The sequence below is a fragment of the Pseudoalteromonas sp. OANN1 genome, assembly GCF_024124685.1.
GTDB classification, from domain to species: domain Bacteria; phylum Pseudomonadota; class Gammaproteobacteria; order Enterobacterales; family Alteromonadaceae; genus Pseudoalteromonas; species Pseudoalteromonas piscicida.
The window spans coordinates 13,038-25,843 of sequence record NZ_JAMXSE010000030.1 but is presented as its reverse complement, the minus strand read 5'-3'; the positions used below and the strand labels follow the sequence as shown (position 1 = coordinate 25,843).

The window sequence follows — 12,806 nt, the reverse complement described above, 5'->3', positions numbered from 1 at the left end:
AAGTGGTATAAGGTACTGGTGACAGATACAGGAGCAAAGCAATGTCACAAAAGATTGTCATAAAAACGTCGGTGAGTAAGCAACCCTCAGAGCCCTCAGCGGTGACCTATCAATGGCACTGGAAACGCATTTTTATGGCAACGGCAGCATTTGCTGGCATTGCAACCGCGGGTGTTTATGGTGTCGTGGATAACGTCAACGCAGATGAAGATGATGTCCAAGTGGCAGTACCTATGCATGCCACCATAGCGAAAACCGATACATCGCTGAATGATTCTCCTGCATCGGTAGTCTCTAATGAGGAGGATGAGGGCGAGCTGCTAAGTGCGAATACCTCAGTCGATAGTGTTTTAACGACACCTGAACTCACTTCTGCTGGTGCCGCGACGACCTCAATAGAGGTCGCTCAAGTCATTGCGTTAGACCAAGTGCAACAACAAACTTCTGAAGAAACAGAAACAGAAACAGAAACAGAAACAGAAACAGAAACAGAAACAGAAACAGAAACAGAAACAGAAACAGAAACAAGGGCTGAAGCTAAGAATCAATTTGATGCTGAAGCGCGCATAGCCAGTGTCGCGCTAGGGGCAAAAATCGACACGCAATTTATCAGCCGCGCTGTACTTACTACTCTGATTGATGACCGCGAACCAACGAACGTGTTGAAAGACGTGATTGCGACCACTCAGTTTAGTGACAAGCTTTACTTTTTCACTGAAGTACACGCGCTTAAAGATCAAGTGGTGTCGCACCTGTGGTTTCATCAAGACGAGCTGATGGCAGAAGTGGAGCTGCCGATCCAAGCCGCGCGCTATCGTACTTATTCAAGTAAGAACGTCATGCCGAGTCAAACCGGGGATTGGCGTGTTGAGGTGGTGACGCAGTCTGGACAACTGCTTGCCCAAAAGACGTTCCGTATTGTGGATAATAGTCAGCAATAATCTTACTCGCAGCATTGTGTATGGCAGCACGTTACTGACTGCCATCACCACATAGTTAACTCTTTGCAGCGGCAATAACGCTGCAATAAATGAAAGGCAAATCATGACAGAACAAGTTTCCATATTACGTATTGCAACGCGCAAAAGTGCTTTAGCGCTATGGCAAGCCGAATTTGTTAAGGCAGAGCTTGAAAAACACCATGCTAATCTAAAAGTAGAGCTCGTGCCGATGTCGACTAAAGGCGACAAGATTTTAGATACGCCACTGGCAAAAATTGGCGGTAAAGGGTTGTTCGTCAAAGAGCTTGAGCAGGCCATGTTAGAAGGGCGCGCAGATATTGCAGTGCACTCAATGAAAGATGTACCTGTTGATTTCCCTGAAGGGCTCGAGCTGCATACTATTTGTGAACGTGAAGACCCAAGAGACGCGTTTGTGTCTAATACTTATACTTCACTGGTAGAGTTGCCTGAGGGCGCTGTGGTTGGCACATCAAGCCTGCGTCGCCAATGTCAAATTCGAGCAGCGCGCCCAGACTTAGTCATTAAGGATTTACGTGGCAATGTGAATACTCGCCTAGCTAAGCTAGATGCGGGTGAGTTTGATGCCATTATTTTGGCCGCCGCGGGACTTATCCGCTTAGAAATGGTGGATAGAATCGCAAGTTATATTGAACCAGAAGATTCATTACCGGCCAATGGTCAAGGTGCTGTCGGCATCGAATGTCGTAGCGATGATGCTCAAACCAAAGCATTCCTCGCACCACTGGAACACACTGATACACGTATTCGTGTACTTGCCGAGCGTGCAATGAACCGCCGTTTGGAAGGAGGGTGTCAGGTTCCAATCGGCGCTTACGCAGAAGTCTCGGGCGATCAGGTGCACTTGCGCGGCTTAGTGGGTGCTGTCGATGGCAGCGAAATCTTGCGCGGCGAATGCTCAGGTATGGTTGCAGAGGCTGAGCAACTTGGAATTCAATTGGCAGAATCTTTACTTGCGCAAGGTGCAGATAAAATTCTTGCTGAGGTTTATAGGGACGCTTAAATGAAAGTTGTGCTAACTCGACCCGTTGGCAAATCAGAGTCTTTATCTGAGTTACTGACACAGCAGCAAATTAGCTCAGTGATTTGCCCAGTATTACAGCTTAACGAAGTGGCAGTGAGTGACACCGCTAAAGCAATGATAAGCGAAGCCGAGTTAGCAATTTTTGTCTCGCCGGATGCGGTGCGATACTTTCACCAACTAGAAGTTCCATTAGCCGGACATTGCGCAGCTTTTGCTGTTGGTGAAGGCACGGCCGATGCTATCCAGCAGACCCTAAGTATCAAGGCTAAATACCCTAAACAACCTGATTCCGAAGGCTTGCTTGGACTCCCGCAGCTGTCCTCTGTGGAGGGCAAGCGTGTATTGTTGGTCAAAGGGAAAGGCGGGCGTCCCGTCATTGCGCAAACTTTAAAAGCGCGAGGTGCCATCCTTGACAGTCTGGTGGTTTATGAACGCGTTGCCGTAAAAGACAATGCAGATGGCTGGTTAGACCACTGGCGAAGCCAGCAGATTGAAGGTATAGTCATTACCAGTAATAGTGCAGCGGATGCGATTTTTAATACGCAGTCGTCAGCAAGTAAAGATTGGTTGGCTCAGCGCACTTTCTTTGTTGTGAGCCAACGTATTGCTGAGCATGTACAGCAATCCTATAACATCGAACAGTCTCAAATTGTGGTATGTCATGGCCCTGATAATCGTGCCATCGCAGGGAGTATCATCGACTATACCAAGCAGCAAGGGCGCAAAATGACTCAGTCTGAATCGCAAACAAAGAATACAAATACCCAGCAAGCAGCAAAAGCAGCAGAGCAAACCGTAACGCCACATCACGCGAAGCCTGGTGTGAGTAAGGTTGCGCTCCTTGCATTATTAGTGGCACTGGGTAGTGGCGCGGGTGCTGGCTATGTTTATTTGCAACAGCAACAACAGTTGCAACAAGCGTTACTGGCTAACCAAGCGATTAACGCTGAAAATCAGCTATTAGACACGCAGCTGAGTGGCGCTAAATCGCAACTTCAACGAGTAGAAAATGTGCTTGATTCGCTGCAAGACAATGTCGCAAAGCGATTGGCTGAGCAGCAGCAACATGTGGAGACCCAGTTAACGCAGACGCTTGCCAAGGCGCAGCAGCAAGTAAGCGGTGCAGTGGCCTCTGAGGCATTGTATTTACAGCGCCTTGCTGCATTTAAAGTTGCGGCAGAGCAAGATTATCTTGGCGCAATTGCTATTCTGCAGCGCTTGCAAGAGAGCTTAGAGTCTGAGTCCAACACGGCAGCTGTTAAGCAGGCGATTGCTAAAGACATTGCCGCTTTGAAGGCTTTGCCTAAGCCGCAAACGGAGTCACTTTACTTTGAGCTTCATGGTTTATTGTCTCAAGTTGATACGCTAACGATCAAAACTAAGCAAATTCCGCAAAAAGCAGCGAGTGAAGATGCTGCGCTATCGCAACAGGTTGATGATTGGCAAGCGAACTTAAAGCGCTCTTGGCAGGGATTGGTTGATGACTTTATTACCATACGTCACCATGATGAAGTGGTGATAGACCCACTCCTAGATAAAAACGAGCAGCTGCTTATACGCACGCAGCTGCGTGCTTATTTAACCCAAGCACAAACCGCATTAATGGATCAACAAGCGAGCATTTACTTCAGTGCGCTTGATAGTGCAGCCGACACGTTGGCGCGTTATTTTGATACGCAACACGCGCCTGTGAACGCGATGCAGCAGGCTTTAAACAAGCTGAGCCGCAGTGAAGTTCAGCGCCAAGAGTTGATTGAGCTTGCCACCCCAGCAGCAGTAAAAGGGTGGCTAAAATGATGGCAAAAATCATCACCTTTACGCTTATCTTTATCGCGCTAGCCGCCAGTCATTTGCTCATTGATGAGAAAGGCTATGTGTTGATCTCTTTCAATCAAACCACGATTGAAGGCAGCATAGTGTCTTTCACTATCTTGTTGTTGCTTGCCATCACCGCTTTAGTGTTGTTAGGTAAGGTAGTGCGTTGGTCGTGGCATCGTCTAGTCAATACGAAAGGTCATTTTTCCAGAAAGCGTAAACTAAAAGCGCAACAAGCATGGAACGAAAGTTTGTGGCTATTTATTAACGGCGAAGTGGAACAAGCCGCAACCTTGTTGACGAAAACGCCGCAGCCGGATGAACGCCAAGACTATGTGCGTGCCATCGCAGCCAAAGCGGCGTTAAAACAAGGAGATGTTGTCAAAGCGAATACGGAGCTAGAAGCTATATCAGATGACAACCAAGGGCAGCTTGCGGCACTATGGCTAGAGGCAAATAATAGTGAACAGGCGTTGGCTTTACTTGATGATAAAATGTCTGCGGCTAAACCAACTTCAGCGGTGCTTAGCGGTTACATTTTAGCTTGCCTACAGGCTAAGCAACCCGAGCTGGCCGCTGCACAAATCGCGAAGTGGCACAAAAAGCTCAACTGGAGTGATACACAGTGGCAGAGTGTGTTCGAGCGCATGTTTGTGATAGCCCCAGAGCAAGCAGATACTTTGTTCAATATGCTACCTAAGGCAGTAAAAGCGCATGCAATACCAGCCCTTAATAAGGTAAAGCTGCAACAGGGGCGCATAGCGGAAGTGTTGGGGGAGCTCAAGAAGCTGCTCAAACAAGGTCAATATCACCAGCTGGCCGACTATCTGCAACACAGCACGCAAAGTAGTAATGAACTCAAATTAGCACTGCAGCAGCAATTGAAAAAGCATCCAGATGACAAGGAGCTGCTGTTCTCATTGGCTTGCCTTTGCAATGCTGAGGGGGACTATGAGCTTGCTGCGAAGATCTTTGATTCTTTAAGCGCTAACCCTTGGGAAGCGCGCTGGAGTAAGCAAGCTCAGCTCGCCTACGAAAAAATGCATACCTACGAGAAAGCGTATTTAATCGCAAAATCGTAACGAAAAGCCTGCGCAGCAATGTGCAGGCTTTTTTGTATTAAAGTTAGCTATACTCAATTCTGACATATGTCCTTGCTATCTCAGTTTAGGTGCGTATGATCCCAAAAATTTTAACTGCAAATCGAGTCTCTTATGATCAATAACACACTTCCACTATTAGATTTACATCGCCACTTAGATGGTAACGTTCGTGCTACAACGATTTTAGAACTTGGCCAGCAGTTTAATATGGATTTACCGGCAACGGATCTCGAAGGTCTACGCCCGCATGTTCAAGTGTTGGATAATGCACCCAATCTAATGGCGTTTCTTGAAAAACTAGATTGGGGTGTAAAGGTACTAGGTGACTATGATGCTTGTCGCCGTATTGCGATTGAAAATGTTGCTGACGCAGTTGCACAAGGTATTGATTACACTGAACTAAGGTTTAGTCCTTACTACATGGCAAAAACCCATAATCTACACCCGCAGGGCGTTGTTGAAGCCGTAGTCGACGGTGTACAAAGTGCAGTCAAGGGTCAAGACATCAAGGTTAACCTGATCGGGATTATGTCACGCACATTTGGTGTGGAGAAATGCCAATATGAACTAGACGCGCTACTTGCCTTTAAAGAGCAGTTGGTTGCGATTGACCTCGCGGGTGACGAACTGGGCTTCCCTGGCGAGCTGTTTATTGAGCATTACAAGCAGGTTCGCGATGCTTACCTTGGTGTGACGGTACATGCTGGCGAAGCTGAGGGCGCGGTAAGTATCTGGCAAGCCATTAAAGAACTAGGTGCAACACGTATCGGTCACGGAGTTAAAGCAATCCATGACCCAGCTCTAATGGATTATTTACGTGATAATCGTATTGGGATCGAGTCTTGCCTAACCAGTAACATCCAAACAAGCACTGTCGAAAGTTTAACCACGCATCCATTGAAAGCATTTTTAGATCATGGTGTATTGGCGACCATCAATACCGATGACCCTGCGGTTCAAGGTATCGAGTTGGATAACGAGTATAGCCATGCAGCTGCGGCGGCAGGTTTAGATTTGAGTGATATCCATCAAGCGCAGCGCAATGCGGTTGAGATTGCCTTTTTAAGCGAAGCTGATAAAAAAGCGTTGCTTGCTAAGAAAGCGTAGGCTGAAGTTGCTGTGTGGGATCATCCCGCACAGCTAAGATAACTCTCTTTTAGCGCCGCAACGACTTGGCTGCGCGTCACAATACCAATCACTTTGCCTTCATTGAGTACGGGATAAACCTTAGGGCTATTTTGCTGCATGCGTTGTGCAAGGTCGACAACGGTTGTTGCAGCTTCAATGCTGAGGGCAGGCGTAGCCAGTAAGTCTCTCAGATGTACTTTACCATCACAAAAGTAGCTGGAATTAAGCAAAGGCTTGAGTAGCTGCTGCTCTGAAATAAATCCAACAAGATGACGCTGTGCATCAATCACTGGCGCACCAATTAAATGATGCTTTTGTAGCAAACTAATTGCGTCGGTTAGTTCGGTCTCGGCGGTTAACAGTGGGAAATCGGGTGACATAATGTCACGAACATAGAGTTTACTCATCATACTTCTCGCGGTGTTTGTGTGTAATATGAGAGTAGCGGGTGAGACTGCTTTGGTAAAATGGATTGTTTTGATTGGTTTGTTCTGTTTTTCCAATGTGTGACTAAAGACCAGCCACACATTGGATAAATTGCTATTAAATAACTTGTCTTAAGTTACTTAACCTGAGGTTTGGATAAGGAATGTTCCAACTAATTGTTTCTAAAGCACAACTTAGTTTTTTCCTTGTCTAGCCAGAGAGTTTTAGGGAAAACAAGGCGAATTTACGCACCAATAGCTGGCTATTGGAAGTGAATTCAACGCAGTTAGCGCTAAAACTGGCTGCTAGAAAGGCATTAATTATCCGCAGCTCAGGTTACTTAATAAACGCAAAAGCGTCGGCGTACATAAAGTCGCGCTCAGCACCATGATTGATAAAGTCATCACGCACGATACCTATCATGTCAAAGCGGCCAGCCATATAAATGCTGTACGGCTCTAAAGAAACGATATCTTTCATCACAGCCTGATGAACGAAACCGCGATGACCTTGCCATGCTTCACTGGCATTTTCTACCACAGGAATAAACTGGAAATGTTTATTTGAGGCGGCCCAAGCTTCCATCTCCGCTTTTGCATACAACGCAGCTTCTTCTTTTACACCCCAGTAAAATAATACTGGTTGGTCGTAACCCGTTTCAGCCAAGTGATCGGCCATAGATTTGACATAAGAAAACCCTGTGCCGCCGGCAAGTAGTACTAGTGGACGCGCTTGATCAACACGGATCTGAGATACGCCAAGACCAACTTCTAATGCAACGGTTTGCTTTGTATCAAAAGCGTTACGTAGGTGATCTAGTGACTGCATGGCATAAGAGTCAGCGCCAGAAGCACCGATATGTAACTCTAACTGCTCTGTTTTTGAAGGACTGCTGGCAATCGAGAAAGCACGTTTGTCTTTTTCACCAAGTACCAATTGCAGATACTGGCCGGCTTCAAATTGCACCGCTTCTTCAGGTTTTAATATAACTTTGTGAACAAATTCCGTAAGAGGTGTAATTGAGACAACCTCTGCTGCTAATACTTGCATGTGTTACCTTTATTAAGCACGTGGCTAAAGTCTGTGCACTCTAGCATAGCTGAGTGCACAATGTTAGATGATATATGTCATTTGATGGTGATCCCTAGGGTATCCCAAATTTCGTCAACGCGTTGTTTAACCTCGGGATCCATAACGATAGGCTCGCCCCATTCACGGTCGGTCTCACCCGGCCATTTGTTGGTTGCGTCCATACCCATTTTAGAACCAAGCCCGGACACAGGGGAAGCAAAATCGAGATAATCGATAGGCGTGCTTTCAACTAAGGTGGTGTCTCTTGCGGGATCCATACGTGTTGTTATCGCCCAAATTACATCATTCCAGTCGCGAGCATTTACATCATCATCGCAAACAATGACAAACTTGGTGTACATAAATTGTCTAAGGAAAGACCATACGCCCATCATCACGCGTTTAGCATGCCCCGGATACTGCTTTTTCATGGTGACGACCGCCATGCGGTATGAGCAGCCTTCTGGTGGAAGGTAAAAATCGACGATTTCCGGAAATTGCTTTTGTAAAATCGGTACGAATACTTCGTTAAGGGCAACACCAAGAATAGCTGGCTCATCAGGCGGACGGCCTGTATAAGTGCTGTGATAAATTGGATCTTTGCGATGCGTTATATGGGTGACAGTCATTACAGGGAAGTCGTCAACTTCATTGTAGTAGCCGGTGTGATCGCCATAAGGGCCTTCTGGCGCGAGTTCGCCCGGTTGAATATATCCTTCTAAGACAATTTCGGCACTCGCTGGTACTTGCAGCTCGTTAGAAATAGATTTAACGACCTGCGTTTTACTACCACGCAGTAGACCCGCAAATGCGTATTCGCTCAAGGTATCTGGAACCGGGGTCACCGCACCTAAAATCGTCGCCGGATCAGCGCCAAGTGCAACTGATACCGGATACGGTTCGCCCGGATGCTCTTTGCACCACTCTTGAAAATCAAGCGCGCCACCGCGATGTGATAGCCAGCGCATAATAATTTTGTTTTTACCCAATAACTGCTGACGATAAATCCCTAGGTTCTGACGCTTTTTATAAGGACCTTTGGTTACCGTTAACCCCCATGTGATTAAAGGTGCGGCATCACCAGGCCAGCAATGTTGAATAGGTAGTTTAGTGAGATCGACCTCATCACCGCTCAATACGACTTCTTGGCATGGGGCTTTTTTCACTTCTTTGGCTGGCATATTCAACACTTGTTTGAATACCGGTAGCTGGCCAATGGCTTCTTTAATTCCCTTCGGTGGATCGGGTTCTTTTAAAAAAGCGAGTAACTTGCCGACTTCTCTAAGTTCACTGACATCGCTTTGTCCCATCCCCATTGCAACGCGCTTTGGTGTGCCAAATAGGTTAGCCAGTACCGGAATGTCATAACCAACAGGGTTTTCAAATAGGATAGCGGGTCCACCTGCTCGCAGCGTTCGGTCTGCAATTTCAGTCATTTCTAGTTTGGTGGAAATGGGCTGCTTGACGCGAACAAGTTCTCCTTGTTTTTCAAGCTGGGCTATAAAATCTCGTAAGTCTTGGTATTTCATCGGCGCACTATGAGTTGAGTTTGGCCTAGTATATCAACTAGGCATATTTTTCCTAGCTGTACGGATAGGGTGGTGAAAAGGTTTAGTTACTCACTTTTGCGTCTACACTATTGCGAAATAGACTACACTTTCAGAACTTATCGGCTTGTCAGTACGCCAGAGCAAGTGTATAAATTGTTATAAAAAGATGTGTGTGTTGAGTTGTTTTGATATGAAACAAGCAAGAATCGACTTTCGATGTAGCTCACATACCCTTTGCGCTATAGTCGCCGCGGTTGCATAAAACGATATCCTGAGGGGTCTGAGTTTGAAGTTGATGTCAAAATTGCTCGGGGGGCTGCTGTTGCTGTTTTGTATTTCAGCACCAGCTAACGAGTTACCATATTATACTTTTTCTAATCATAGCGCGGTGATGTTGATCATCGAGCCTACGTCTGGAAAAATTTTGGATGCCAATAAAGCTGCCGCCGCATTCTATGGTTATAGCGAGGCGGTACTAGAATCAAAAGTCATTCAAGATATCAACTTATTTACCGCCGAGCAGGTTGCCAATGAGCGTCAAGCAGCTTTAAATGAAGGCCGCAACTATTTTATCTTCCAACATCAAACTGCAGACGGTAGTGTGAAAACAGTAAGTGTTCACTCAACGCCGTTTGAAAATAGTGATGGCAAACCTAGATTACTTTCTATCATTCAAGATATGAGTGAAAAGCGTAAGCTACAGCAAGATCTCTGGCACTACCAAGCTAACCTTGAACAGCAGGTCTTGTTACAGACTGAAAAAATCAAGCAAGCCAATATGGTACAGGTCATTCTGTTAACTGCGGTAATTGCTGTGCTTATTCTATCGATGGCGGTATTGATGACCGTTTTGGTCAGGCTAAGGCGCTCCAATCAGCGAGCACAAGATCAAGGCGCAAAACTCAGTGCCATTTTTGATGGTATTAAAGCATACCTGGTGTTTACGGATGAAACTCATCATATAGAAGCCGCTAATGGTTCAGTATTAAAGGATTTTGATAGTTTAGAAGCGTTAAAATCAAAATCTATTTATACCTTATTTGATGTGCTTGATAGTGAAAAGCTGCTAACGGAAGGTACGCTGGAGTGCCAACTCGATGCGCGTTTTGACTATCGTAATGTTCGGGTTTCTTGTGCCCCTGTAGTAAGCGAAACGCAAGCTAAGCTTGGCTTCATTTATGTTATTCAGGATATTACGGAAGAACTTGAGAACGAAAGAGAACAGCGTTTGGCAAGTACGGTATTTGCGACAACCACTGAAGGCGTGTTGGTCTCCGACAAACATAATCAAATCCAAATGGTAAATCGCGCATTTAGCGAAATTACAGGCTTTGGCATGGATGAAGTGATAGGGGAGACTCCATCAATCCTAAACTCTGGGCGTCACGATGAGCGCTTTTTCAATGCGTTATATGATGATTTGGTTAACAAAGGCCATTGGGAAGGAGAGATTTGGAACAAGCGCAAAAATGGTGAAATTTATCCGAGTTGGCTGCAGGTATCCGCAGTATTTAATGAAGCTCGGGAGATTGATATGTATGTTGCCTTATTCAGTGATATTACCTCGAGAAAACGTAACGAGCAGTTGATGTGGCAGCAAGCCAACTTTGATAGTTTGACGGGCCTTGCAAATCGCCATCATTATCACGTTAAATTTGATTTAGCGTTAAAACGAGCAGCTCAGCTAGAAGAGCGCTTTGCTATTTGTTTTATCGATCTTGACCGCTTTAAAGCAGTGAATGACACGCTTGGGCACCATATTGGTGATCTATTACTCAAAGAAGCAGCAAACCGTATTAATGAGTGCGTGCGCAGCTCTGATACCGTTGCAAGGTTAGGTGGGGATGAATTTGCTTTATTGCTACAAGATATAAGTTCCATCAGTGATTTAGAGCTGGTTGCGACGAAGATTTTACGTGCGCTAGCCAACCCTTTTCATTTGGAAGGACACGAAGCTTATGTCTCCGGTAGTATGGGGATCACGCTTTACCCAGATGACGGCACCGACCGAAAAATTTTGCTCCGTAATGCCGACAGTGCAATGTATAAAGCCAAGGAACATGGTCGCGACTGTTTTCAATTCTATACTTCAGCGATGCATCAACATGCCAAAGCGCGTAGCGTGTTAGAAAGCGCTTTGCATAAAGCACTGTCTAATCGAGAATTATCACTGGTGTACCAGCCCATTTTTTCACAGCTTGGCAGCGGCGACCTCGTTGGCTGCGAGGTGTTGTTAAGATGGAAAAGTGAGTTGCTGGGCCATGTTTCACCCGATCAGTTTATTCCCGTTTGCGAAGAACTAGGCCTTATCTTACCCATTGGGGAGTGGGTGCTATATCACGCTTGTTCTCAAGTTAAAGCCTGGCAAGACAACTACGGTAGACCCTTATTTATTGCAGTTAACGTTTCTAGTATTCAGTTTAAACGCCAAGATATGGTCGAGCTAGTAAGAAAAGTACTTAGAGATACCAAACTGGAAGCAAAGTATCTGACATTGGAAATCACAGAGTCGGTACTGGTTGAAAACTCAGACAAAATATTGTCACAATTAAAAGCATTAAGAGAAATGGGCGTAGAACTGGCGATTGACGACTTCGGTACTGGATATTCGTCGTTGAGTTACCTCAAGCGCTTCCCGCTTTCTAAATTGAAAATTGATAGAACCTTTATTCGTGATTTACCTGAAGATGAAGAAGATAAAGCGCTCGTCAGTGCGATTATCTTGATGGCGCACAAATTGAACTTAAAGGTCATTGCAGAAGGGGTTGAAACCCCTGCACAATGCATGTTTTTAAAGAATTTACTGTGTGATATGACACAAGGCTATTTTCATTCTAAGCCTGTGGCACAACAAGAGTTTGAAGCAAACGTTTTGACTATGCAGTATCACAAGCAAAGTCACAGTTAACAGGGGTAGTCTTGGCATAACTTAGCCAGAGCCGATTGTGCTTTATGATTACCTTGCTCGGCGGCAAGTTTAAGCCAGTGGATCGCCTTTTTAATGTCTTTTGCACCGCCTTCACCGTCGCGAAGCATTGTTCCATAGTTATATTGTGCCCAAGGGTTGCCAGTTTTAGCCGCTGCTGCAAATCCCGTTTTTGCTTCTTCAAAGTTTCCTTGGCTGTAAGCGTGAATTGCTTCTTGATTCTGTGCAGAGATCTTAGGTCCGTTATATAGTGGCTTCGGCTTTTTAAATCGTTGTCTAACAACACCGCCAAGTACATGGATCCCGACTGGTCTGTAGACGGAAACAATCGTTTCATTGTCAAGTAAGTCTAATAGATTGTCTTTTTCTAGCGTCAGCCTTTGTGGCTTAAAATAATGATCGGTCATTAGCATGCTGACACGGATATCTCGGGTGATGTTACGCATTGTTCGATACGTGTAGGCACTTTCCTTCACTTCAATGTTGTCATCTGTTAGTTCAGTAATTTGTAGTATCTGAAAAGCTGGATCATAAGCTTGCCCTGTGTTTTTGCCAGCGTCAAAAATAATCAGGTCATCGATTTGTGGGGAGGCTAAGTATGTTTGATAACTAGCGATTTGTTGTTGATGTTGGTTATAAAAGTAAAGTGCAATAGTGACCACAATCAGTGCCGACATCGCAACTTTATATTTACTGATAAAGTTGAATATTGTGTCGTAAAAGGAAAAAAATACGCTTTTGATTTCCATATTCTATTAGTTAGTTACGTGTGGGTATGTCTAA

At 45.3% G+C, this 12,806-nt stretch carries 10 protein-coding genes; 6 read left to right on the top strand and 4 right to left on the bottom strand.

Going from position 1 to position 12,806, the window contains the following annotated elements; all coding sequences use genetic code 11:
- The first annotated feature begins 41 nt into the window (after positions 1 to 41).
- From NH462_RS20140 to add, 5 genes are all read left to right on the top strand, one after another.
- Positions 42 to 941, top strand: a complete 900-nt coding sequence (locus NH462_RS20140; protein ID WP_253107550.1) for a DUF2914 domain-containing protein — start codon at positions 42 to 44, stop codon at positions 939 to 941.
- 103 nt (positions 942 to 1,044) lie between these two features.
- Positions 1,045 to 1,983 carry a hydroxymethylbilane synthase gene (hemC, locus tag NH462_RS20135; protein ID WP_253107547.1) on the top strand — a complete coding sequence of 313 codons (939 nt, stop codon included), beginning with the start codon at positions 1,045 to 1,047 and terminating at the stop codon, positions 1,981 to 1,983.
- Positions 1,984 to 3,801, top strand: a complete 1,818-nt coding sequence (locus NH462_RS20130; protein ID WP_253107545.1) for a uroporphyrinogen-III C-methyltransferase — start codon at positions 1,984 to 1,986, stop codon at positions 3,799 to 3,801.
- A complete protein-coding gene (locus NH462_RS20125) occupies positions 3,798 to 4,901 on the top strand; it encodes a heme biosynthesis HemY N-terminal domain-containing protein (protein ID WP_010378149.1) in 1,104 nt (367 codons plus the stop codon). Before NH462_RS20130 ends, NH462_RS20125 begins: the two co-directional genes overlap by 4 nt.
- A 132-nt stretch (positions 4,902 to 5,033) precedes the next feature.
- Entirely contained in the window at positions 5,034 to 6,029 is a 996-nt protein-coding gene (add, locus tag NH462_RS20120) for an adenosine deaminase (protein WP_253107543.1), read from the top strand.
- 20 nt (positions 6,030 to 6,049) lie between these two features.
- Here add and NH462_RS20115 read toward each other — a convergent pair whose 3' ends face one another.
- The 3 genes from NH462_RS20115 to ubiD form a co-directional block, all read right to left on the bottom strand.
- Positions 6,050 to 6,457, bottom strand: coding sequence for a CBS domain-containing protein (locus tag NH462_RS20115; protein WP_010378153.1), 408 nt, complete (start codon positions 6,455 to 6,457; stop codon positions 6,050 to 6,052).
- Between the two features lie 355 nt (positions 6,458 to 6,812).
- On the bottom strand, positions 6,813 to 7,526 hold the full coding sequence (gene fre, locus NH462_RS20110) for an NAD(P)H-flavin reductase (protein ID WP_017219412.1): 714 nt from the start codon (positions 7,524 to 7,526) through the stop codon (positions 6,813 to 6,815).
- 77 nt (positions 7,527 to 7,603) lie between these two features.
- A complete protein-coding gene (gene ubiD, locus NH462_RS20105; protein WP_045962178.1) occupies positions 7,604 to 9,076 on the bottom strand; it encodes a 4-hydroxy-3-polyprenylbenzoate decarboxylase in 1,473 nt (490 codons plus the stop codon).
- Positions 9,077 to 9,392: 316 nt separating this feature from the next.
- Here ubiD and NH462_RS20100 point away from each other — a divergent pair, with 316 nt between their 5' ends.
- Positions 9,393 to 12,005 carry an EAL domain-containing protein gene (locus tag NH462_RS20100; protein WP_017219414.1) on the top strand — a complete coding sequence of 871 codons (2,613 nt, stop codon included), beginning with the start codon at positions 9,393 to 9,395 and terminating at the stop codon, positions 12,003 to 12,005.
- Here NH462_RS20100 and NH462_RS20095 read toward each other — a convergent pair.
- A complete protein-coding gene (locus NH462_RS20095) occupies positions 12,002 to 12,772 on the bottom strand; it encodes a tetratricopeptide repeat protein (protein ID WP_010378162.1) in 771 nt (256 codons plus the stop codon). The genes NH462_RS20100 and NH462_RS20095 overlap by 4 nt on opposite strands.
- Positions 12,773 to 12,806: the final 34 nt, after the last annotated feature.

Coding starts and splice junctions, on each gene's coding strand:
- NH462_RS20130 (WP_253107545.1), top strand. CDS start 1,984: ATGAAAGTTGTGCTAACTCGACCCGTTGGCAAATCAGAGTCTTTATCT.
- fre (WP_017219412.1), bottom strand. CDS start 7,526: ATGCAAGTATTAGCAGCAGAGGTTGTCTCAATTACACCTCTTACGGAA.
- NH462_RS20140 (WP_253107550.1), top strand. CDS start 42: ATGTCACAAAAGATTGTCATAAAAACGTCGGTGAGTAAGCAACCCTCA.
- NH462_RS20095 (WP_010378162.1), bottom strand. CDS start 12,772: ATGGAAATCAAAAGCGTATTTTTTTCCTTTTACGACACAATATTCAAC.
- NH462_RS20115 (WP_010378153.1), bottom strand. CDS start 6,457: ATGAGTAAACTCTATGTTCGTGACATTATGTCACCCGATTTCCCACTG.
- hemC (WP_253107547.1), top strand. CDS start 1,045: ATGACAGAACAAGTTTCCATATTACGTATTGCAACGCGCAAAAGTGCT.
- ubiD (WP_045962178.1), bottom strand. CDS start 9,076: ATGAAATACCAAGACTTACGAGATTTTATAGCCCAGCTTGAAAAACAA.
- add (WP_253107543.1), top strand. CDS start 5,034: ATGATCAATAACACACTTCCACTATTAGATTTACATCGCCACTTAGAT.
- NH462_RS20100 (WP_017219414.1), top strand. CDS start 9,393: ATGTCAAAATTGCTCGGGGGGCTGCTGTTGCTGTTTTGTATTTCAGCA.
- NH462_RS20125 (WP_010378149.1), top strand. CDS start 3,798: ATGATGGCAAAAATCATCACCTTTACGCTTATCTTTATCGCGCTAGCC.